The organism is Streptomyces sp. NPDC088794, from assembly GCF_044750545.1.
In the GTDB taxonomy this organism is placed as follows: domain Bacteria; phylum Actinomycetota; class Actinomycetes; order Streptomycetales; family Streptomycetaceae; genus Streptomyces.
The window spans coordinates 37,542-57,234 of record NZ_JBIVKB010000008.1 but is presented as its reverse complement, the minus strand read 5'-3'; the positions used below and the strand labels follow the sequence as shown (position 1 = coordinate 57,234).

At 70.8% G+C, this 19,693-nt stretch carries 20 protein-coding genes; 11 read left to right on the top strand and 9 right to left on the bottom strand.

Annotation, left to right across the window (positions count from 1 at the left end; genetic code table 11):
* Window positions 1-12: 12 nt before the first annotated feature.
* Window positions 13-942: a class A beta-lactamase gene (gene bla, locus ACIP6U_RS22940; protein WP_401720756.1), complete on the bottom strand. Its 930-nt coding sequence runs from the start codon at window positions 940-942 to the stop codon at window positions 13-15.
* Between the two features lie 172 nt (window positions 943-1,114).
* On the opposite strand from bla, the gene ACIP6U_RS22935 reads away from it, so the two are divergent.
* Complete coding sequence (locus ACIP6U_RS22935) at window positions 1,115-2,275, top strand: abortive phage infection protein (RefSeq protein ID WP_401720753.1); 1,161 nt, start codon at window positions 1,115-1,117, stop codon at window positions 2,273-2,275.
* Between the two features lie 57 nt (window positions 2,276-2,332).
* Here the strand turns inward: ACIP6U_RS22935 and ACIP6U_RS22930 are convergent, their stop codons facing one another.
* The 3 genes from ACIP6U_RS22930 to ACIP6U_RS22920 form a co-directional block, all read right to left on the bottom strand.
* Window positions 2,333-3,826 carry an alpha/beta hydrolase gene (locus ACIP6U_RS22930; RefSeq protein ID WP_401720750.1) on the bottom strand — a complete coding sequence of 498 codons (1,494 nt, stop codon included), beginning with the start codon at window positions 3,824-3,826 and terminating at the stop codon, window positions 2,333-2,335.
* A gap of 101 nt (window positions 3,827-3,927) precedes the next feature.
* The gene (locus tag ACIP6U_RS22925) at window positions 3,928-4,776 is read right to left on the bottom strand and encodes an ABC transporter permease (protein ID WP_401720747.1); all 849 of its coding nucleotides are present in this window, start codon (window positions 4,774-4,776) and stop codon (window positions 3,928-3,930) included.
* On the bottom strand, window positions 4,773-5,744 hold the full coding sequence (locus ACIP6U_RS22920) for an ABC transporter ATP-binding protein (protein WP_401720744.1): 972 nt from the start codon (window positions 5,742-5,744) through the stop codon (window positions 4,773-4,775). The genes ACIP6U_RS22925 and ACIP6U_RS22920 overlap by 4 nt, the downstream gene beginning before the upstream one ends.
* Before the next feature lie 134 nt (window positions 5,745-5,878).
* Here ACIP6U_RS22920 and ACIP6U_RS22915 point away from each other — a divergent pair, with 134 nt between their 5' ends.
* From ACIP6U_RS22915 to ACIP6U_RS22890, 6 genes are all read left to right on the top strand, one after another.
* Window positions 5,879-7,087 carry a sensor histidine kinase gene (locus tag ACIP6U_RS22915; protein ID WP_401720741.1) on the top strand — a complete coding sequence of 403 codons (1,209 nt, stop codon included), beginning with the start codon at window positions 5,879-5,881 and terminating at the stop codon, window positions 7,085-7,087.
* On the top strand, window positions 7,084-7,770 hold the full coding sequence (locus ACIP6U_RS22910) for a response regulator (RefSeq protein WP_401720739.1): 687 nt from the start codon (window positions 7,084-7,086) through the stop codon (window positions 7,768-7,770). The genes ACIP6U_RS22915 and ACIP6U_RS22910 overlap by 4 nt, the downstream gene beginning before the upstream one ends.
* A 151-nt stretch (window positions 7,771-7,921) precedes the next feature.
* Window positions 7,922-8,137, top strand: a complete 216-nt coding sequence (locus tag ACIP6U_RS22905; protein ID WP_401720737.1) for a hypothetical protein — start codon at window positions 7,922-7,924, stop codon at window positions 8,135-8,137.
* Between the two features lie 45 nt (window positions 8,138-8,182).
* The gene (gene recO, locus ACIP6U_RS22900; protein WP_401720735.1) at window positions 8,183-8,929 is read left to right on the top strand and encodes a DNA repair protein RecO; all 747 of its coding nucleotides are present in this window, start codon (window positions 8,183-8,185) and stop codon (window positions 8,927-8,929) included.
* Between the two features lie 24 nt (window positions 8,930-8,953).
* Window positions 8,954-9,805, top strand: a complete 852-nt coding sequence (locus tag ACIP6U_RS22895; RefSeq protein WP_401720732.1) for an isoprenyl transferase — start codon at window positions 8,954-8,956, stop codon at window positions 9,803-9,805.
* Window positions 9,806-9,842: 37 nt separating this feature from the next.
* Window positions 9,843-11,174 carry a histidine-type phosphatase gene (locus ACIP6U_RS22890; protein ID WP_401720730.1) on the top strand — a complete coding sequence of 444 codons (1,332 nt, stop codon included), beginning with the start codon at window positions 9,843-9,845 and terminating at the stop codon, window positions 11,172-11,174.
* Window positions 11,175-11,285: 111 nt separating this feature from the next.
* On the opposite strand, the gene ACIP6U_RS22885 is transcribed toward ACIP6U_RS22890, so the two are convergent.
* The 4 genes from ACIP6U_RS22885 to ACIP6U_RS22870 form a co-directional block, all read right to left on the bottom strand.
* Window positions 11,286-11,705: a Fur family transcriptional regulator gene (locus ACIP6U_RS22885; protein ID WP_401720727.1), complete on the bottom strand. Its 420-nt coding sequence runs from the start codon at window positions 11,703-11,705 to the stop codon at window positions 11,286-11,288.
* Window positions 11,706-11,767: 62 nt separating this feature from the next.
* The gene (locus tag ACIP6U_RS22880; RefSeq protein ID WP_401720724.1) at window positions 11,768-12,670 is read right to left on the bottom strand and encodes a metal ABC transporter permease; all 903 of its coding nucleotides are present in this window, start codon (window positions 12,668-12,670) and stop codon (window positions 11,768-11,770) included.
* Window positions 12,670-13,443: a metal ABC transporter ATP-binding protein gene (locus tag ACIP6U_RS22875; protein ID WP_401720722.1), complete on the bottom strand. Its 774-nt coding sequence runs from the start codon at window positions 13,441-13,443 to the stop codon at window positions 12,670-12,672. Before ACIP6U_RS22875 ends, ACIP6U_RS22880 begins: the two co-directional genes overlap by 1 nt.
* Window positions 13,444-13,451: 8 nt before the next feature.
* Entirely contained in the window at window positions 13,452-14,411 is a 960-nt protein-coding gene (locus ACIP6U_RS22870) for a metal ABC transporter substrate-binding protein (RefSeq protein ID WP_401720720.1), read from the bottom strand.
* Window positions 14,412-14,597: 186 nt separating this feature from the next.
* Here ACIP6U_RS22870 and ACIP6U_RS22865 point away from each other — a divergent pair, with 186 nt between their 5' ends.
* A complete protein-coding gene (locus ACIP6U_RS22865; RefSeq protein ID WP_401720718.1) occupies window positions 14,598-15,980 on the top strand; it encodes a glycine--tRNA ligase in 1,383 nt (460 codons plus the stop codon).
* 179 nt (window positions 15,981-16,159) lie between these two features.
* Window positions 16,160-16,771: a LysE family translocator gene (locus tag ACIP6U_RS22860; RefSeq protein ID WP_401720715.1), complete on the top strand. Its 612-nt coding sequence runs from the start codon at window positions 16,160-16,162 to the stop codon at window positions 16,769-16,771.
* Between the two features lie 3 nt (window positions 16,772-16,774).
* Here the strand turns inward: ACIP6U_RS22860 and ACIP6U_RS22855 are convergent, their stop codons facing one another.
* A complete protein-coding gene (locus ACIP6U_RS22855) occupies window positions 16,775-17,830 on the bottom strand; it encodes a chitinase (protein WP_401720712.1) in 1,056 nt (351 codons plus the stop codon).
* Between the two features lie 198 nt (window positions 17,831-18,028).
* Between ACIP6U_RS22855 and ACIP6U_RS22850 the strand changes: the two genes are divergently transcribed.
* Together ACIP6U_RS22850 and ACIP6U_RS22845 are read left to right on the top strand one after the other, a co-directional pair.
* Window positions 18,029-19,042, top strand: coding sequence for an aldo/keto reductase (locus ACIP6U_RS22850; protein WP_401720710.1), 1,014 nt, complete (start codon window positions 18,029-18,031; stop codon window positions 19,040-19,042).
* A 52-nt stretch (window positions 19,043-19,094) separates the two neighbouring features.
* Complete coding sequence (locus tag ACIP6U_RS22845) at window positions 19,095-19,685, top strand: TetR family transcriptional regulator (protein WP_401720707.1); 591 nt, start codon at window positions 19,095-19,097, stop codon at window positions 19,683-19,685.
* Window positions 19,686-19,693 lie beyond the last annotated feature (8 nt).

Here is a 19,693-nt window from a genome sequence, read left to right as displayed (position 1 = left end):
GTCGCCGGGGCGCTACGAGGTCTCGCCCAGTACGTCGGCCACCAGCGCCGCCGCCTCGGCGATCAGGGCGTCGTCCCAGGGGCGGTCCTGGTCGGGGGTGGTCGACAGGATCGCCAGCACGATCGGGGCGCCCTCGGGCGTCCAGGCGATGCCGACGTCGTTGGTGGTGCCGTACGAGCCGGAACCCGTCTTGTCGCCGACCGTCCAGGTGTCGGGCAGACCGCGACGGATGCGGTTGGCGCCGGTCGTGTTGTTCAGGAGCCAGTGGGTGAGCAGGTCGCGGTCCCGGCGGTTCAGGGCCTCGCCGAGGATCAGCCGGCCGTAGTCGCCGCCGATCGCGCGCGGGCTCGTGGTGTCCGTGATCCGCCCCGGCTCGGCCGAGTTGAGCTCCGGCTCCCACCGGTCCAGGCGGGTGACGCGGTCGCCGAGCGAGCGGGCGAAGCGGGTGATCGCGGTGGGGCCGCCGAGCAGGCGCAGCAGGAGGTTGGCCGCCGAGTTGTCGCTGTAGCGGACGGCCGCGTCGCAGAGTTCGGCGACCGTCATGCCGTTGGCGAGGTGTTCGGCCGTGCCGGTGATCGGGGCGCCGTCCACCAGGTCGGCACGCGTGTAGTGGATCCGGCGGGCGAGGACCTCGCCGTCACGGTCCAGGTCGCGCAGGACGGCCCCGGCGGTGAGGGTCTTGAAGACCGAGCAGATCGGGAAGCGCTCGTCGGCGCGGTGGGTCACGGTCCTCCGCGTACGGACGTTGTGCGCGAACACGCCCAGCCGGGCGCCGTGTTGTCGCTCCAGCCGGTGCAACTGGTGCAGTCGGTACGGCCGGTCGTCCGTGGCCGCCCGTGCCGGAGCGCCGGCGAGGAGGACGGCGGAGGCGGCGGTGCCGGCGGTGCCGGCGGCGAGCAGGGTGCGCCGGGTCAGCGGGGACTTCTGGTGCTTCGAGGACATCGGGGACTTCGGGGGCTTCGGAGACTGGTACGAGCCTTGGATCGTGCTCTCCTTCGGTCGATGGCTGTCGACGATCTCTCCATTGTTCGACGCCGTGACTCATTCCTTGGTTGCCCGGCCGTAGACCATCGGCGGACGGCGGGGCGGGCCCGCGGGCGCCACAGTGAAGGGCATGGAGAAGACGAAGGGGATCAGTCGGGCACAGTTCCTGGCGGGGGCGGCGGCCCTCGGGGCGACGGCGGCGGTGCTGTCGTCGGGGGTGGCCGAGGCCGCGGCCGGGAGTGGGGCCGGGGCCGCCGGGACAGGGGGCGCCGGACGGCGTGGGCTCCGGCACAGAGGTGTCGTCTACACCGTCGGCGCGGGCGAGACGCCGGGGACCGCGTGGAGCGCCGCCCGGATGCGCCGGGACATCCGCGTCATCCGCGACGAGCTGCACGCCGACACGGTCGACGTCACCGGCGACGGTGTCGAGCGGCTCACGAAAACCGCCGCCGAGGCCGCCGAGCGCGGGCTGCACGTCTGGCTGCAGCCGACCCTCGGGGACGTCCCGGAGCGGGACATCCTGGAGCACCTGGCCGAGTGCGGCCGGTTCGCGGAGCGGCTGCGCAGGCAGGGCGCGAGCGTGGACTTCAGCGTGGGCTGCGAGTTCTGGCTGTTCGTGCCCGGGATCGTGCCGGGGGACACGGTTCTGGACCGGGTGGAGAACCTGCTGAACGGCACCTTCGACCCGGTGAAGATGCAGCGCGGGCTCGACCGCTTCACCGCCAAGGCGGCGGCGCTCGGCCGGTCCGTCTTCCACGGCCGGCTCAGCTACGCCGCCGCCCAGGACGACCAGGTCGACTGGCGCCTCTTCGACGTCGTCGGCATCGACTACTACTCGTACTTCCGCCAACCCGCCGACTACGTAAGGGAGTTGCGCAAGTACCGGCGCTGGGGCAAGCCCGTCGCCATCACCGAGTTCGGCACCTGCGCCTACGTCGGCGCCCCCGAGACAGCCGGCATGGGCTGGAACATCGTCGACTACGACAAGGGGCAGATCAAAGGCCACCACGTCCGCAGCGAACACACCCAGGCCGCCTATCTCGTCGACCTCGTCCGGGTCTTCGAGTCGATGGGCCTGTACGCGGCGATGGCGTTCGAGTTCGTCACCCCGGACGCCCCGCACCGCGCCGACAACCCGCGCTACGACCTCGACCTGGCGAGCTACAGCATCACCAAGACCATCAAGGACCGCCCGAACGACCCGCGTTCGGACTGGCACTGGGAGCCGAAGGAGGCGTTCCACGCACTGGCACGGCAGTACGGGAAGGCCTGCGTGGCGGCGGCTCGCTAGGACAGGGGGCGAGGGGCGAGGGGCGCCCGACCGAACAGGCGCCCCTCGCCCGGCCGCTCAGCCGCAGTGGACGTCCCGGCTCGGCCGCTCTCCCGTCGCCAGAAAGCGGGAGACCGTCCGGTCGCCGCACGCGTTGCCGTTGTCCAGATAGGCGTCGTGGCCGGTGGAGTCGACGGTGACCATGACGGCCCGCTCACCGAGGGCCGAGCGCAGCTTCAGCGCACCGCTGAGCGGGGTCGCCACGTCGTGCTCGTTCTGCACGAGCAGGACGTTCGACGGCCCCCGGTCGGTGATCCGCACCGGCGGCTGAGCGGGCGGGAAGGGCCAGGCGGCACACAGCATCGCGTTGGCGGGCATGCCCGCGGTCAGCGGGTACTTGGCCCGGCTCTCCGCAACACCCTTCTCGTACACGGCCGTCGACGTCGGCCACGCGCTGTCGTTGCAGAGGGTGGCGGCGCCGACCGCGGCCACGTTCTGCAGCACCGCTTCCGGGGGTGCCTCGGGGGCGGGCGGTACGGTGCCCTGCCGGGCGGCGAGGATCAGTTCGGCCAGGGCGGGGAAGTCGTCCGGGTCGTAGAGGTCGTTCAGCATGGCCTGGCGCAGCGCGTTGCCGTCCAGGACCTCCGGGTTGGCGCCGGGCCAGGGCAGCGGCGCGCGGTCGAGGCGGTCGGCGAGGCGCAGGAAGTCCGACCGCACGGCCGCGGGCGTCCTGGCCAGCCGGTGCGGGTTGTCCGGCGCGGCGGCCCACTTCGCGAACTGGGTGAACAGGTCCTCCACGCCCGGCGCGAACCCGGCGAGCCAGGCGCGGGAGAGCTGGGTCCGCCCGAAGTCACCGGTCGGGTCGAGGTTGGAGTCCAGGACGATCCGGTCGGTGCGCTGCGGGAACAACTGGGCGTAGACCGCGCCGATGTACGTGCCGTACGAGACGCCCCACGCGGAGATCCGGCGTTCGCCGAGCGCGGCCCGGATGTGGTCGATGTCGCGGGCGTTGTCCGCCGTGCTGATGTGGCGGATCAACTCCCCGCCGTTGCGCGCGCAGGCCTGCGACATGCGCCGCGCGGCGGCCATGTTCTCGGTGACGGATCCGTCGGCGGCGGGCCAGGGCCGCAGCGTCGTCAGGGCGAGGTCGCCGTGTTCGAGGCCGCAGTCGGCGGCGGTGGACGGCGCGTTCCCGCGCGGGGCGAAGCCGATCAGGTCGTAGCTGTCGCGTACCTTCTGCGGCATCTTCCGCCCCTTCTCGGCGGGGTCGTCGAGGCTGCTGCCGCCCGGGCCGCCGGGGATGATCAGCAGGGCGCCCCGGCGGGCGGACGGCTTCTCGGCGGCGATCCGGGAGACGGCGATGTCGATGTGCCGGCCGTCGGGATCGGCGTAGTCCAGGGGGACTTGGAGGGTCGCGCACTCCTGGCGCGGGTCGGAACCGGAGCCGCACGCCGACCAGTCGAGCGCCTCGGCCTTCGCCGGCGTCGAGGCGTGCGCCGCGAGGGGTGCGGTGAGGCCGAGGAGCAGGGTGGAGACGGCGATCAGGGAGCCGTTGCGGAGGGTCTGCTTCATACGGACGAGCCTCGCGGATCCTGCCGAACCCGCACATCCGGGCAACTCGCCTGTTTCCACGGGGGGTTACCCCAGTAGCCGTCTCGGGGTCACCCCCGCCCTCAGACATCCCGCCGGTCCACCGCCACCACCGCCACGACGGCCCCCGCCACCGCCCACACCGCGAACACGACCCACCCGCCCGCGACCGACGTCGGATACCGCGCGGCCAGCGTGTACGGCTCGCGTCCGTATCCGATGTCGACGAGCCGCATCCATGCGTTGTACGGCAGGGCGTTCCGGACGCACGCGGTCCAGTGGTAGCGCTCGGTCACGAAGGCCGGTGCGAGCAGCAGGACGCCGGTCGTCAGGACCATCGTCGTCGCGCCGTGCCGGATCAGCGCGCCCAGCCCCATGCCGACCAGCGCGCACACCGGGGCGAGCAGCGCCGAGGCCGCGATCACGCGTACCGCGCCGGGCTCGTCGAGGGACACGCCCGCGTCCCTCCCGGCCAGGATCGCCTGCGTCACGGCGAAGGAGACGCCCGCGACGAGCGCGCCGAACACCGACATCACCGTCGTCACCACGGCGACCTTCGCCGCCATCAGCGCCCGCCGGTCGGGGACGGCCGTGAACGTCGTACGGATCAGGCCCGTCGCGTACTCGCCGACCACCGTGATCGCGCCGATGCTCGCGCACGCCAGGATCGTGATCATGGCCGCGCCCAGGGTGAAGGCGTCCCGCAGCGCCCAGAAGACGAAGTCGTCGTGGATCGGCTTGCCGTAGTGCGGGTAGTTGACGAAGTCGGCGCGGGCCGCGTTCGCGTTGAAGGCGATCACGACCTGGGCGCCGGCGCCCAGGGCCCAGTAAGTGGAGCGCAGGGAACGGAGTTTGAGCCACTCGGAGGCGAAGAGGTCGAGGAAGGAGGAGGTGGGGTGGGACGTGGTTCGAACGGTCGCCGATGTCGTCATCGTCGGGCCTCTCCCATGCCCGCGCCCGCTTCTCGGGTCTCCCACGGTTCCGCGCCCGCTTCCGCCTCCGCCAGGTACTCCACACTGTCCGCCGTCAGCTCCATGAACGCCCGCTCCAGCGACGCTGCCTGAGTCGTCAACTCCCGCAAGAGGAAACGGTGTTCAAAGGCCAGCTCGCCCACCCGCCCGGCGCTCGCCCCGCCGACACGAAGAGTTTCCTCGTCGTACGGCGTCACCTCGGCCCCCTCTGCCGCCAACACCATGGCCAATGGCCCCGCGTCCGGCGTCCGGACGGTCACCGTCGGTGCGGTGCCGCGGGCGGCGAACTCGGTGAGGCTCTCGGCGGCGATCAGCTCACCACGTCCGATGACGACCAACTCGTCGGCGGTGTGCTCCATCTCGGACATGAGGTGGCTGGAGACGAAGACGGTCCGTCCTTCCCGGGCCAGTCGCCGAAACAGCTTCCGCACCCACAACACTCCTTCCGGATCGAGCCCGTTGAGCGGCTCGTCGAAGAGCAGCACCGGCGGCTCGCCGAGCAACGCGCCCGCGATGCCGAGCCGTTGCCGCATGCCGAGCGAGAACGTGCCGACCCGGCGCCGGGCCGCCGCGCCGCTGAGCCCCACCTCGGCGAGCACCTCGTCCACCCGGCCGGGTGGGATGCGGTTGCTCCGTGCCAGTGCCCGCAGATGCGCCCACGCGCTGCGTCCGCCGTGCACGTCGTGGGCGTCGAGCAGGGCGCCGACGTGGCGCAGGCCGCGCGGGTGGTCGCGGAAGGCGTGGCCGTCGACCGTGGCGGTGCCGCCGCTCGGCTCGACGAGCCCGAGCAGCATCCGCAGGGTCGTGGTCTTGCCGGCGCCGTTCGGGCCGAGGAAGCCGGTGACATGGCCGGGGCGGACGGTGAAGGACAGATCGCGTACGGCGGTGGTGGGGCCGTACCGCTTGGTGAGGTGCTCGACTTCGATCATGCCCACCACGGTCCCGCGCGCCGCCGGTACCGGTCATCGCCCGGCGGCTGACAGTCGTACGCCTCCGCTGTCGACCCCAGTCGTACGTCCCCGGGCCGATGACCGCACCCATGGCGCGTGTCTACGATCGCCGCATGTCCGCCGTCGAACCGTCGCCGCCCCTGCACAAGCGCGTGCCCCCGGGTGCCTGGACGGCGCTCGCGTGGTGCGCGGGGGAGTTGTTCACCCTGCTCTCCCGTGTCCAGTTGCCCGGCGAGGCCGAGCCGGACGAGTGGGCGGCGGTCCAGCTCTACCGCTGGGACGGCCTGACCACCCTCGCCCTGTCCACCGCCCTCGCCCTGTACGGCGGTCGGCTGCTGGCGCGCCGGCCGCTCAGCGCTCTCACGGCCCTGCTGCTCGCGTCCGTCCTCGCGACGACCCCGCTGGGTGTGGGCGCGATACCGATGGCGCTGTTCGTCGGCCCCATGGTCGCCCTGTACTTCGTCGCGGCGGCCCGCCCGCGCCGCACCGCGACCGCCGCCCTCGCCCTGGCCCTCGGCACCCTCGCCGCCTACCTCGCCGTCCGCCTGTTCAACGGCTGGACCGTCGGCACCTCGGCGGAGCTGGCCGTGACCCTCGTCGCCGTCATCGCCTGGCTGCTCGGCACCTCCTCCCACCAGGCCCGCGTCCACGCCGAACGGCTCAGCGCCGAGCACGCGGACCGGGCCGTGACCGCCGAACGGCTGCGGATCGCACGGGAGATGCACGACACCGTCGCCCACAGCATCGGCATCATCGCCCTCCAGGCGGGCGCGGCGGCCCGCGTGGCGACCACCCGCCCGGAGGCGGCCCTGACCGCGATGCGGGCCGTGGAGAACGAGGGGCGCGAGACGCTGGCCGGGCTGCGCCGGATGCTGGTGGCGCTGCGGGCGGCGGACCTGGCCGCCGACGGCTCCGCACGTGCCGCCGCCCTCCCCGCGGGCCTGTCGGACGTGGACCGGCTGGCGGTCACGACCACCGCCGCCGGCGTCCGCGTCGAGGTGACCCGGCTCGGTGAGGCACGGCAACTCCCGCCGGACATCGACCTGTCAGCGTTCCGGATCGTCCAGGAGTCCGTCACCAACGTCGTACGGCACGCGGACACGCACGCGTGCCGGGTCACCCTCGACTACCGCGACGACGAACTCGCCCTGGAGATCACGGACGAGGGACGGGGCCGGGGAAGCGCGACCGACACCGGATTCGGTCTGGCCGGCATGCGGGAGCGAGTCGCCCTGCTGCACGGCGAGTTCACCGCCAGCCCGCGTCCCGGGGGCGGCTTCCGGGTCGCCGCCCGGCTGCCCGTCCCGGCGCCCGTCCGATGACGGACCGGGCCGTGCGGGTCCTCCTCGCCGACGACCAGGAGCTCATCCGTACCGCGCTGAGCATGGTGATGGCCGACCTCGACGACGTGGAGGTGGTCGGCGAGGCCGCCACCGGCGGGGAGGCGGTGCGGCTGACCGCCGAACTCGCCCCGGACGTCGTGGTGATGGACATCCGGATGCCGGAGATGGACGGCATCGAGGCGACCCGCAGGATCGGCGCCACGGGCTCGGCCGCCCGGGTCGTCGTCCTGACCACCTTCGACGACGACGAGTACGTCTACGGGGCGCTGCGGGCCGGCGCGTCCGGCTTCCTGGTCAAGGACATGGCCCTCGACGACATCATCGGCGCCGTGCGGATCGTCGCCGCCGGAGACGCGCTCATCGCGCCCGCCGTCACCCGCCGCCTGATCCACGACTTCGCGAGCCGGCCCGAACCGGCGCGCCCGCGCCGCGAGTTGAAGGGCATCACCGACCGCGAACGCGAGGTGCTGACCCTGGTCGGCGGCGGCCTGTCCAACACGGAGATCGCCGCCGAACTGTGCATCACCGTGGCCACCGCGAAGACGTACCTGACCCGCCTGTTCACCAAGCTCGACGCCAGGGACCGGGTCCAGCTGGTGATCACCGCCTACGAGGCGGGACTGGTGTCGGTCGGGCAGCTGCACTCCGGGCCGCGCCCCTGAGGCAACCCGCACGCCCTCTGGAGAGACTCCCGCCAAGTGTAGGTGCGTGATGTCACCACCGGGACACGAAGCGTGAAACTCGGGCGCGCGGGGGAGCACCGTGGAGGCACGCCCGTCGGAGTGCGGTGCCATCGGTGAAGGAAGTGCGCAGATGAAGCCCCCCGTAGGCAGCCACGTCATGGACACGCGCACCGGAAGGATCGGCATAGTCATGGGACACGAAGGACCGTACATCCAGCTCAGGCCGTACGGCGGCGGCCGCGAGTGGGACGCCGAACCGGACGCCGTGCGCGGCGCCACCGCCGCCGAGCGGCGCGGCGCGGCGTCCGGGGGCGCCGACGCCCGCGGTCGCGGTGAGGTCCCTTGAAGGGCAGGGCCCGTAGCACGGTCCCCGTAGGCGAGAATGGACCCCATGAGCCTGTTCCGCGACGACGGCATCGTGCTGCGCACCCAGAAGCTGGGTGAGGCGGACCGGATCATCACCCTGCTCACCCGCGGACACGGACGCGTGCGGGCCGTGGCGCGCGGAGTGCGGCGCACCAAGTCGAAGTTCGGGGCTCGGCTCGAGCCGTTCTCCCATGTCGACGTGCAGTTCTTCGCGCGCGGCAGCGAGCTGGTCGGGCGCGGGCTGCCGCTGTGCACGCAGAGCGAGACCATCGCTCCCTACGGCGGCGGGATCGTGACCGACTACTCCCGCTACACCGCCGGGACGGTCATGCTGGAGACCGCCGAGCGGTTCACCGACCACGAGGGCGAGCCGGCGGTGCAGCAGTACCTGCTCCTCGTCGGAGCCCTGCGCACGCTGGCCAACGGCGAGCACGCGCCGCACCTCGTGCTCGACGCCTTCCTGCTGCGCTCCCTCGCCGTCAACGGCTACGCCCCCAGCTTCGGCGACTGCGCGAAGTGCGGAATGCCGGGTCCCAACCGGTTCTTCTCGGTCGCCTCCGGAGGTTCGGTCTGCGTCGACTGCCGGGTGGCCGGCAGCGTCGTACCCTCGCCGCAGACCCTGGAACTGCTGGGCGCGCTGCTCACGGGAGACTGGGAGACCGCGGACGCGTGCGAGCCACGGCACGTCCGGGAAGGGAGCGGGCTGGTGTCGGCCTACCTCCACTGGCATCTGGAACGCGGGCTGCGCTCGCTGCGTTACGTAGAGAAGTAAGCCGCAAGAGGAGACGAGAAGGTCATGGTCGTACGCGGGATCCTGGGGCGTCAGCGCCGTGAGTACAGGGCGCCGGAGCCGCACCCGTCGGGCGCCCGGGCGCCGAAGCTGCCGGGTGAGCTGGTGCCGAAGCATGTGGCGATCGTGATGGACGGCAACGGGCGGTGGGCCAAGGAGCGCGGTCTGCCGCGTACCGAGGGCCACAAGGTGGGCGCCGAGCGGGTGTTGGACGTGTTGCAGGGCGGGATCGAGGCGGGTGTCGGCGCGATCTCGCTGTACGCGTTCTCGACGGAGAACTGGAAGCGGTCGCCGGACGAGGTGCGCTTCCTGATGAACTTCAACCGTGACTTCATCCGCAAGACCCGGGACACCCTGGACGAGTTGGGGATCCGGGTGCGCTGGGTGGGCCGCATGCCCAGGCTGTGGAAGTCGGTGGCCAAGGAGCTGCTGATCGCACAGGAGCAGACCAAGGACAACGACAGACTGACCCTGTACTTCTGCATGAACTACGGCGGCCAGGCCGAGATCGGGGACGCGGCCAAGGCGTTGGCGGAGGACGTGAAGGCCGGCCGCCTGGACCCGTCCAAGGTCAACGAGAAGACCCTGGCGAAGTACCTGTACTACCCGGACATGCCGGACGTGGACCTGTTCCTGCGGCCGAGTGGTGAGCAGCGCACGTCCAACTTCCTTCTGTGGCAGAGCGCGTACGCCGAGCTGGTCTTCCAGGACGTCCTGTGGCCGGATTTCGACCGTCGTGATCTGTGGCGGGCCTGCGTCGAGTTCGCCTCCCGCGACCGGCGGTTCGGCGGCGCGGTCCCGAATGAGGATCTTTTGGCCATGGAGCGGGACATCGCGGGGAATCCGGCCATCTCGTAGCCACCCGGGATTCATGGGGATCGTCGACGATCCGGCCATGAAACGCGTCACCCCCGTCCTCGCCCTGTGCGCCCTGCTGGCCGCGGCCGTTCCCTCCCAGGCCGCGGACCAGCCCGCACACCGCGACAGCTACGGCACGAAGGCCGTCTACGCCCCCGAGCAGAGCGCGCGCCGCTACGAGCGCGTGCCCGCTGGCTTCACCCCCGTCTTCACGGAGAACGTCTCCCGGCACGGCTCCCGCTCCGCCACCGACAGCGAGGACGGCGACCTGATCCTCGCCCTGTGGGACAAGGCGCAGGCCGCCGGTCAACTCACCGGCAAGGGCGAGGAGTTCGGCCCGAAGGTCGAGGCCCTGCTGGCCGAGATGGCGAAGATCGGGTACGGCAACCTGAGCGCCCGCGGCAAGGAGGAGATCCAGGACACGGCCGTCCGCATGGCCGACCGGCTGCCCTCCCTGTTCAAGTCGATCGCCGCCAAGGGCGAGAAGATCGACGTGGTCAGCTCCGGACAGGGCCGCGCGGTCGACAGCGGCAACCTGTTCGCCGCGGCCCTCGGTGACACGGACCCGGACCTGAAGCCGCTGATCGGCGCGACCCGCACCGACAAGGACCTGCTCTACTTCCACAAGGCGGACGGCGGCGCGGCCTACCGCGACTACGTAGCCAACGACCAGCGCCTCGCGGCCACTCTGAAGTCGATCACCGACCAGCCCAGGACGCACCGGGCGGCCCGCGGCGTCCTGCTCCGCCTCTTCGCGCCGGCCTTCGTGAACGCCCTCAGCGGCGCCGACCAGGTCGCCGCCGCGCAGGCCGTCTACAACCTGTACGCCATCGCCCCCGCGATGAGCGAGGAGAGCCCCGGCGGCAAGGGCTGGGGGATGCGGCGGTACATCTCCACGTCCGACGCGGCCTGGTTCGGCTACCTCTCCGACGCCGAGGACTTCTACGAGAAGGGTCCCGGCTTCTCGGACAGCGACATCACGTACAAGATGGCCGGCGTCCTCCTCGACGACTTCTTCACGCAGATCGAGGCGGAGAAGGCCGGCACCAGCACCCTCGGCGCCGAACTCCGCTTCACCCACGCCGAGGAGATCATCCCGCTGGCCGCCCTGATGGGCCTGCCGGGCAGCACGAAGCCCGCGAAGCCGGGACAGCCGTACACGTACGCCGACAACCCCTGGCGCGGCGCGAATGTCGCCCCCCTCGGCTCCAACATCCAGTGGGACGTCTTCAAGAAGGGCGGCCAGTACCTGGTCCGCATGCTCTACAACGAGAAGGAGACGGCGTTCAAGGCCGCCTGCCACCCGATCAAGAAGGGCAGCACGTTCTACGACTTCGCAGAACTGGAACGCTGCTTCGGGCGGAGCTGAGCCTCACGGGCGACGGGCGCCGCAACCCCGCAGGGGCGCGGGGAACTGCGCGACAAGCCACGACGCGTCCGCAGCCGACAACCGTCCCGCACTCCCACGGCGCCCAACCGCTCAACCCGCGGCGCGCTCCGCGCAGTCGGAACACGTGCCGAAGATCTCCACCGTGTGTGCCACGTTGACGTACCCGTGCTCCGCCGCGATCGCCTCCGCCCACTTCTCCACCGCGGGGCCCTCGACCTCCACGGCCTTGCCGCAGACGCGGCAGACCAGGTGGTGGTGGTGATCGCCGGTGGAGCAGCGGCGGTACACGGACTCGCCGTCGGACGTGCGCAGGACGTCGACCTCGCCGGCGTCCGCGAGGTTCTGGAGGGTGCGGTAGACCGTGGTCAGACCGACCGAGTCGCCCTTGTGCTTGAGCATGTCGTGCAGTTCCTGCGCGCTGCGGAACTCGTCCACCTCGTTGAGCGCCGCCGACACGGCGGCACGTTGCCGGGTGGAGCGGCCCTTCACGGGCGGTCCTACGGTGGTCACCGGTTGCCTCCTCCACGTCTGAGCGCCTGTCGGGCCATTGTGCCAGCCCGCGCTGTGCCCGGTCAGACGCCGACCCCGTCCCCGGCCCCCCGGGTGGCCGGAATCGCGCACTCCGCCGGATCCCCGGCGGGCCGCGCGGCCGCCGCAGCCCGGGCCCGTCGCCGGGCCACCGGGGCGGCCACCGCGGTCAGCACCAGGAACGCCCCGATGGTCAGCAGCACGATCGTCGCGCCGGGCGGCACGTCCTGGTAGTACGAGGTGACCGTGCCGCCGATGGTCACGGTGACGCCGATCGCCACCGCGATCGCGAAGGTCGCCACGAAACTACGGCTGAGCTGTTGCGCCGCCGCGACCGGCACCACCATGAGCGCGCTCACCAGCAGCAGCCCGACCACACGCATCGCGACCGTCACCGTCACCGCCGCCGTGATCGCCGTCAGCAGGTTCAGGACGCGCACCGGCAGCCCGGTGACCCGCGCGAACTCCTCGTCCTGGCTGACCGCGAACAGCTGCCGCCGCAGCCCCACGGTGACCAGCACCACGAACCCCGCGAGCAGACAGATCGCCGTCACGTCCGACTCCGAGACGGTCGACAGGGACCCGAAGAGGTACGAGGTCAGGTTGGCGTTGGAGCCGCCGGGCGCGAGGTTGATGAACATCACGCCGCCGGCCATACCGCCGTAGAAGAGCATCGCGAGGGCGATGTCGCCGCGGGTGCGGCCGTACCAGCGGATCAGTTCCATCAGGATCGCGCCGAGCACCGAGATCAGCGTCGCCATCCACACCGGCGAGGTGTTCAGCAGGAAGCCGAGGCCGACGCCGGTCATCGCCACATGGCCGATGCCGTCGCCCAGCAGCGCCTGGCGGCGCTGGACGAGGTAGATGCCGATCGCGGGGGCGGTGATGCCGACCAGGACGGCGGCGAGCAGGGCCCGCTGCATGAAGGCGTAGTCGAGGAAGTCCATCAGCTCAGCAGTCCCGTGTGTACCGACGCGTGCGGGTGTACGTGGTCGTGGCCCGGCAGGGCGTGCTGGCCGAGCGCCTTCGGGGGCGGTCCGTCGTGCAGCACGCAGCCGTCGCGCAGGACGACCGCCCGGTCGATCAGGGGCTCCAGGGGGCCCAGTTCGTGCAGGACCAGCAGCACGGTGGCGCCGGCGGCGACCTGTTCGCGCAGGGTGCGGGCCAGCACCTCCTGACTCGCGAGGTCGACGCCCGCCATCGGCTCGTCCATGATCAGCAGTTCGGGTTCGGGGGCGAGCGCGCGGGCGATCAGCACCCGCTGGTGCTGGCCGCCGGAGAGCTCGTTGACCGAGTCCTTGGCCCGGTCCGCCATGCCGACCAGGTCGAGGGCCCGGCGCACCGCCGCGTGATCGGCCTTGCGCAGCACCCCGAAGCGGGCCCGCGACAGCCGCCCGGACGCGACGATCTCCGTGACGGTGGCCGGCACCCCGCCCGCCGCAGTGGTGCGCTGCGGTACGTACCCCACGCGCCCCCAGTCGCGGAAGCGCGCCCGCTCGGTGCCGAACAGCTCGATCTCCCCGGCGCTGACCGGGACTTGGCCGATGACCGTGCGGATCGCGGTCGACTTGCCGGAGCCGTTCGCGCCGAGCAGCGCGACGACCTCACCGCGGCGCACGGTGAGGTCGATGCCGCGCAGGACGGGGCGCGAACCCAGCTCGGCGCGGACACCGCGCAGCGATATGACGGGCTCGGCCATGTCGTCCTCCGTGCTGATCATGGGGTTGATCACTTGCTTCCCAGGGCCGTCCGCAGCGCCTTGAGGTTGGCTTCCTGGACCGAGAAGTAGTCCTTGCCGCGGGACTTGGAGGTGATGCCCTCGATCGGGTCGAGGACGTCGGTCTTCAGGTTCGCGTCGGCGGCGATGGTCTTCGCGGTCTTGTCGCTGACGAGCGTCTCGTAGAACACCGTGGTGACGCCGTCGGCCTTGGCCATCTTCTCAAGGTCCTTCACGCGGGCCGCGCTGGGCTCCGACTCGGGGTCGAGGCCGTTGATGGCCTCCTCGGTCAGGCCGTAGCGCTCGGCGAGGTAGCCGAAGGCGGCGTGGGTGGTGATGAAGACCTTGGTCCCGGTGTTCGCGAGCCCGTCCTTGAACTTGACGTTGAGCGCGTCCAGCTTCTTCACCAGGGACGCGGTGTTGGCCTTGTAGTCGGCCGCGTGGTCCGGGTCGGCCTTCTCGAAGGCCTTGCCGACGCCCTCGGCGATCTGGGCGTAGCGCACCGGATCCAGCCAGACGTGCGGGTCGAGGCCGGCCAGGTCCTCGTTCTCGGAGCTGTCGTGCTCGGCCGCGTGGCCGCCGACCTCGTTGCCGTGCTTCTCCAGCGTGGTCAGGGAGGCGGCGTCGATCTTGGTCTTGACCTCGGACTGGGAAACCGCGTCGTCGACGGAGGGCTGGAGGTTCTTGAGGTAGAGCACCGCGTCGGTCTCCTGGAGCCGCGCGGTCTGCTGGGCGCTGATCTCCAGGTCGTGCGGCTCCTGGCCGGGCTGGGTCAGGCTGGTGACGCTCACCCGGTCCCCGCCTATCTGCTCGGCGAGGTAGGCCATCGGGTAGAACGACGCGACGACGTCGAACTTGTCCGTGTTGGCGGCGGCCGCGCTCTCGCCGGAGCAGGCGGAGAGGGTGCCGAGGCCGAGTGCGGTGACGGCGGCGACCGCGATCCCGGATATGTGGTGTCGTCGTACGTTCATGACAGTCATTTTCAACAAATATGGAAACCGTTGTCAACAAGCCGTGGTGAGAGCCCGGTGAGAGTGAGCGGCGGGGGTCCTGACTCCCGGACCGATTTGGTTAGGGGGGAGGCCCCGCCGGTACGCTGAAGCATTCGCTCTGAAGCGTCTCGCTTCCTCGTCCGTCGTCGTAATGAAGAGAGCACCGTGGCCGCCGACAAGATCGACACCATCGTCAGCCTGAGCAAGCGCCGTGGCTTCGTATTCCCCTGCAGTGAGATCTACGGCGGCCAGAAGGCCGCCTGGGACTACGGGCCGCTGGGTGTCGAGCTCAAGGAGAACCTGAAGCGTCAGTGGTGGCGCTACATGGTGACGTCGCGCGAGGACGTGGTCGGTATCGACTCGTCCGTCATCCTGGCCCCCGAGGTCTGGGTCGCCTCCGGTCACGTCGCCACCTTCTCGGACCCGCTGACCGAGTGCACCGCGTGTCACAAGCGGTTCCGCGCGGACCACCTCGAAGAGGCCTACGAGGCCAAGCACGGCCGTCCGCCGGAGAACCACCTCGCGGACATCAACTGCCCCAACTGCGGCAACAAGGGCCAGTTCACCGAGCCCAAGCAGTTCTCCGGCCTGCTCTCCACCCACCTGGGCCCGACGCAGGACACCGGCTCCATCGCCTACCTGCGCCCCGAGACCGCCCAGGGCATCTTCACCAACTTCGCCCAGGTGCAGACCACTTCGCGGCGCAAGCCGCCGTTCGGCATCGCGCAGATGGGCAAGTCCTTCCGCAACGAGATCACGCCCGGCAACTTCATCTTCCGGACCCGCGAGTTCGAGCAGATGGAGATGGAGTTCTTCGTCAAGCCGGGCGAGGACGAGAAGTGGCAGGAGTACTGGATGGAGCAGCGCTGGAACTGGTACACCGGCCTGGGCCTGCGCGAGGAGAACATGCGGTGGTACGACCACCCCAAGGAGAAGCTCTCCCACTACTCCAAGCGCACCGCTGACATCGAGTACCGCTTCCAGTTCGGCGGCAACGAGTGGGGCGAGTTGGAAGGCGTCGCCAACCGCACCGACTTCGACCTCAGCGCCCACTCCAAGGCCTCCGGCCAGGACCTCTCCTACTTCGACCAGGAGGCCGGGGAGCGCTGGACGCCGTACGTCATCGAGCCGGCGGCCGGTGTCGGCCGCGCGATGCTCGCCTTCCTGCTCGACGCGTACGTCGAGGACGAGGCGCCCAACGCCAAGGGCAAGCTGGAGAAGCGCACGGTGCTGCGCCTGGACCACCGCCTGGCCCCGGTGAAGGTGGCGGTGCTCCCGCTGTCCCGCAATCCGGAGCTGTCCCCGAAGGCCAAGGGCCTGGCCACCGCGCTCCGGCAGAACTGGAACATCGAGTTCGACGACGCGGGCGCGATCGGCCGCCGCTACCGGCGCCAGGACGAGATCGGCACGCCGTACTGCGTGACGGTCGACTTCGACACGCTGGACGACAACGCGGTGACGGTCCGCGAGCGCGACTCGATGAAGCAGGAACGGGTGTCTCTCGACCAGATCGAGGGGTACCTGGCCGGGCGTCTCGTCGGCGCGTAGGTCTGTCGGGGTGCTGTCCCTGGGGGCTGCCGCCCCCAGACCCCCGCGTCGGCCCTGAAAGGGCCTCGTCCTCAAACGCCGGACGGGCTGGAATGCCCGTCCGGCGTTGGTGATTGGTCCCCGATACACGCGGCCCATTGGCCCTGCCACGAGGTCCGCGGCGCCGTCAGGCTGGCCCCATGAGCCTCGCCTTCCTTCTCACGACCCTCGTCGTGGTCGCCACCCCCGGCACCGGTGTCGTCTACACCCTGGCCGCCGGTCTCTCCCGCGGGCGCCGCGCGAGCGTCCTCGCGGCGTTCGCCTGCACGCTCGGGATCGTGCCGCACGTGCTGGCCACCGTCGTCGGGCTGGCCGCGCTGCTGAACGCCAGTGCCGCCGCCTTCCAGGTCCTCAAGTACGCCGGTGTCGCCTATCTGCTCTACATGGCGTGGGTGACGGTGAAGGACAAGGCGGTGATCGACGTCGACCAGGACAGCGCGCCCCGGTCCGCCGGCCGTGTGATCGTCCGGGGCGTTCTGATCAACATCCTCAACCCGAAGCTGACGATCTTCTTCTTCGCGTTCCTGCCCCAGTTCGTGAGCCCCGGCCAACCCCACTCCGTCGTGCGGATGTTGGCGCTCAGCGGGGTCTTCATGCTGGCGACCTTCGTGGTCTTCGCCGCGTACGGCGTGCTGGCCGCGTCGGTCCGCAGCCACGTCACCTCCCGGCCGAGGGTGATGACATGGCTGCGGCGGAGCTTCGCGGGGTCGTTCGTGGCGTTGGGGGCGAAGCTGGCGTTCACCGCCCGCTAGACATCAACGTCCTTGCAGGGACTTCACGTTGTTGCCGAACGTCCAGTTCTTCGAGCCGTCCCAGTTGATCGACCAGGTCATCAGGCCCTTGAGCGAGGTGCCGTAGTGGCGCCAGGCCTGGGAGACCAGGGTCGGTGACATGTAGCCGCCGCCCGCGCCGGACTGGGCCGGCAGACCCGGGACCTGCTTGTCGTACGGGACCTTGATCGTCGTACCCTGCACGACCAGGCCCTTGTTGAGGCAGTCGGTCTGGGCGGTGAAGCCCGCGACGGTGCCGGCCGAGTAGGAGTCGCCGGAGCAGCCGTACATGCTGCCGTTGTAGTACTGCATGTTGAGCCACCACAGGCGGCCGTTGTCGGCGTACTTCTTGACGATCGGCAGGTACGCGCCCCAGATCGAGCCGTACGTGATGCTGCCGCCGGTGACGTACGCGGTCTCGGGGGCCATCGTCAGGCCGAAGTTGGAGGGCATCTGGGCCAGGATGCCGTCGATGATGCGGATCAAGTTGGCCTGGGACGTGGAGAGTTGGCTGATGTTTCCGCTGCCGACCAGGCCCGTCTCGATGTCGATGTCGATGCCGTCGAAGTTGTACTTCTTCAGGATCGGCACGATCGTCGAGACGAACTTGTTGGCCACGGTGGTCGAGCTGAGGTCGATGCCCGCCGCGGCGCCGCCGATCGACATCAGGATCGTCTGGCCGGAGGCCTTCGCCGCGCACATCTCCGCCGGGGTCGCCACCTTCACGCCCGCGTCCATGCCGTCCTCCCACAGGGCCGTTCCGTCGGAACGGATGACCGGGAAGGCCGCGTTGATCACGTTGTAACCGTGGCTTGCGATCGCGGAGTTGGTGATCGGGGTCCAGCCGAAGGGCGGGTGGACGCCGTTGGCGGAGCCGTCCCAGTTCTCCCAGTAGCCCTGGAGGACCTTGCCGGCCGGGCGGGACTTCACGGCGCAGGTGTCGGCCGCCGAGGCGGCGGGCGCGGTGGCGATCGAGAGGGGGACGAGGAGAGCGGCCGTGGTGAGGCCGGCGGCGAGCAGGCGCAGCGTGCGGCGGAGCATGCGGATCCTCCCGGTGGGGGTGCGGCGAGGTGTCGTAGGCATGACAGTGCTTGGCATGACAGTGCGCGTGGTCCAGACCTCCCGTCAATAGGTATGGACCAATCCGTGGGGTGATCCGGGGGCGATCCAGGGGTGATCTGACAGATGTTGGAATGACAGATATTGAAATCTGTCAGCTGTCATGCCATGGTGGAGGGCATGACGACGACCCCCACCCGAAACCTCGGCACCACCGGTTCCCGCGTCTCCGCCCTCGGCCTCGGCTGCATGGGCATGTCCGCGCTGTACGGCGAAGCGGACCGGAGCGAGTCCATCGCCACCATCCACGCGGCCCTCGAAGCGGGCGTGACGCTCCTCGACACCGGCGACTTCTACGCCATGGGCCACAACGAGATGCTGATCGGCGAGGCCCTGCGCGCCGCCCCCGCCGCGCTGCGCGAACAGGCGCTCACCAGCGTGAAGTTCGGCGGACTGCGCGACCCGGACGGCGGCTGGACCGGCTACGACGGCCGGCCCGCCGCGGTCAAGAACTTCGCGGCGTACTCCCTCCAGCGCCTCGGCGTCGACCACATCGACGTCTACCGCATCGCCCGGGTCGACCCGGACGTGCCGATCGAGGAGACGGTCGGCGCGATCGCGGAACTGGTCGAGAAGGGCCACGTACGCCACATCGGCCTCAGCGAGGCGAGCCCGGACGCCATCCGGCGGGCCGCGGCCACCGCGCCCATCTCCGACCTCCAGATCGAGTACGCGATCATCACCCGCGACATCGAGCGGGAGATCCTGCCGACCACCCGCGAACTGGGCATCGGCATCACCGCGTACGGCGTGCTCTCCCGCGGGCTGATCTCCGGCCACTTCACCCGGGACCGGCAGCTCGGCGCGCAGGACTTCCGCTCCTTCTCGCCCCGCTTCCAGGGCGACAACCTCCGGCACAACCTCGAACTCGTCGAGGCGCTGCGCAAGATCGCCGAGCAGAAGGGCGTGACGGTCGCGCAGATCGCCATCGCCTGGGTCCTCTCGCGCGGCGAGGACATCGTGCCGCTGGTCGGCGCCCGCACCCGCGAGCGGCTCACCGAGTCGCTGGGCGCGCTGGACGTCACACTGGAGGCGGCCGACCTGGCGGCGATCGAGGAGGCCGTGCCCGCGGACGCGGCGGCGGGCACCCGCTACCCGGCCGTGCAGATGGCACATCTCGGAACCGAGCAGTGATCCCGGCTACGGGTATCGATCAGTGATTCTGCCTGCGGGTACCGTCTAGGCCATGGCACCGACCACCCAGGCCCTGACCGCCGAGCGCATCCTCGAAGCGACCGAGGAGGTGCTGCGCCGCCACGGCCCTGCCAAGGCCACCGTGGTGGACGTGGCCCGTGCGCTCGGCGTCAGCCATGGCAGCGTCTACCGGCACTTCCGTACGAAGGCCGCGCTGCGGGAGGCCGTGACCAAGCGGTGGCTGGACCGGACGGCCGAGGCGCTCTCCGGGATCGTCGACGAGGCGGACCGTGATCCGGAGAGCCGGTTGCGCGACTGGCTCGCGGGGTTGTTCGCCGCCAAGCGGCGCAAGGCGAGCGCCGATCCCGAGCTGTTCGCCACCTACAGCGTGCTGGTGACCGAGTACGGCGGAGTCGTCAGCGACCATCTCGCCGAACTGACCGGGCAGTTGACCCGGATCGTCCAGGCGGGCGTGGACACCGGCGCGTTCACCACCTCCGACGCCCTCACCTCCGCCACGGCCGTCTTCCAGGCCACCGGCCGCTTCCACGACCCCGGTTACGCCAAGGAGTGGGAACGGCCGGGCGCGCAGGGGGAGTTCGAGGCGGTCGTGGACCTGTTGGTGCGGGGGCTGCGGGGCTGACAATCGGG